1 protein-coding gene is annotated in these 507 nt (G+C 49.1%); it reads left to right on the top strand.

What is annotated here, in order from left to right:
- Positions 1 to 22: 22 nt before the first annotated feature.
- On the top strand, positions 23 to 507 hold a 485-nt coding region (locus tag FRC98_RS22355; protein WP_230467913.1), incomplete at its 3' end, for a ribonuclease HI family protein.

The raw sequence follows: 507 nt of genomic DNA, 5'->3' as shown, positions 1-507 counted from the left end.
CGGGTTTAACTGCACCAACAATATGGCTGAGTATGAAGCATGCGCCCTGGCCGTCCAGGCAACAATTGCCTCCAATGTCAAGCTATTCAAGGTGTACGGGGACTCAACACTGGTGATTCACCAACTGAGAGGGGAATGGGAAACTAGAGATCCCAAGCTGATACCCTACAAAGCCTACATCAAGGAATTGGCTAAGACTTTCGATGAGATCTCCTTCCATCATGTTCCCCGCGAGGAAAATCAAATGGCGGATGCACTTGCTACGTTGGCATCTATGTTCCAGCTAACACCGCACGGGGACCTACCATACATTGAATTTCGGTGTCGTGGCAAACCCGCACATTGTTGTCAGGTGGAAGAGGAACGGGACGGTAAGCCTTGGTATTTCGATATCAAGCGATACGTTGAAAGCAAAGAGTACCCACCGAAGGCCTCCGACAACGACAAAAGGACATTGAGGAGATTGGCTACTGGTTTCTTTGTAAGTGGTACCATCCTGTGCAAATG

Origin of the sequence: Lujinxingia vulgaris (assembly GCF_007997015.1) — a bacterium.
GTDB lineage: Bacteria > Myxococcota_A > Bradymonadia > Bradymonadales > Bradymonadaceae > Lujinxingia > Lujinxingia vulgaris.
The sequence above is the reverse complement of the archived record's forward strand: the minus strand, read 5'-3'. Positions and strand labels throughout refer to the sequence as shown.